The 700-nt window shown below is 67.4% G+C and carries 2 protein-coding genes; one reads left to right on the forward strand and one right to left on the reverse strand.

Features of this window, described 5'->3' with window-relative positions; all coding sequences use genetic code 11:
* Positions 1 to 26 precede the first annotated feature (26 nt).
* On the reverse strand, positions 27 to 485 hold the full coding sequence (locus tag PGX04_RS03960) for a hypothetical protein (protein ID WP_273737319.1): 459 nt from the start codon (positions 483 to 485) through the stop codon (positions 27 to 29).
* A gap of 80 nt (positions 486 to 565) precedes the next feature.
* Between PGX04_RS03960 and PGX04_RS03965 the strand changes: the two genes are divergently transcribed.
* The coding region (locus PGX04_RS03965; RefSeq protein WP_273737320.1) for a helix-hairpin-helix domain-containing protein at positions 566 to 700 on the forward strand (135 nt) is incomplete at its 3' end.

Here is a 700-nt window from a genome sequence, read left to right on the forward strand (position 1 = left end):
CTGTGAACCACTCTGATCACCGCGCCCTATGGCAATTCAACACAGCAGTAGACGCCGGCCTCGAGTTCGGATTCAGCGTCCGAGCCGCCGCTCTCTTCGGCGGTGACCCCGAGATCGCCGCAGACGACGTACAGATCGACGTGGTAGAGCGCGCCGGTCGTCGCCGCGGCGCGAAAGCGGAGGGTGCGACCGCGCCTGTCGATCCGTTTCGTGATGCCGGCAGCGTAGTAACACAGGCTCGTGACCGTCTCGAGGCCCGGCTGGCGCGCTCGAGTCGGATCGCCGTCGGGCGTCGGCTCCGCGATGGCTGCGAGCGCGGGTTGCTGAGGCGGGCGAATTCGACCGGCGAGCGCCTTCGAAGGCAGGTCGGTGTACTCCTTGTCCGGTCGCGGTTTGTTGTCGAAGTTCAGGCCGCGACCGCCCTCGCGAACGCTTCTGGGCGAGTGTTTCGTCCGCTCGTGGTAGTCGATCGCCCCGGTTGGCATGCGCAGAGCTACCACGGCGACGCGGAAAAACCCGGGCAGGAACTTTTTCCTCGCTCCGGTTTGTTACACCGCTCGAGAACATGGACCTCGAGTCGATTCCGGGCGTCGGCGAGAAGACCGCCCGAGCGCTGTCCGCGCTCGACGATCCCGAGCGCGCGCTCCGGGCGGGCGACGTGGAAGCGATCGCGACCGCTCCGGGGATCTCCCAGGGGCGG

Source organism: Natrinema soli (assembly GCF_028618695.1).

Bases quoted from the DNA above. Each gene is read 5' to 3' on its own strand.
- PGX04_RS03960 (WP_273737319.1), bottom strand. From the start codon at position 485: ATGCCAACCGGGGCGATCGACTACCACGAGCGGACGAAACACTCGCCC.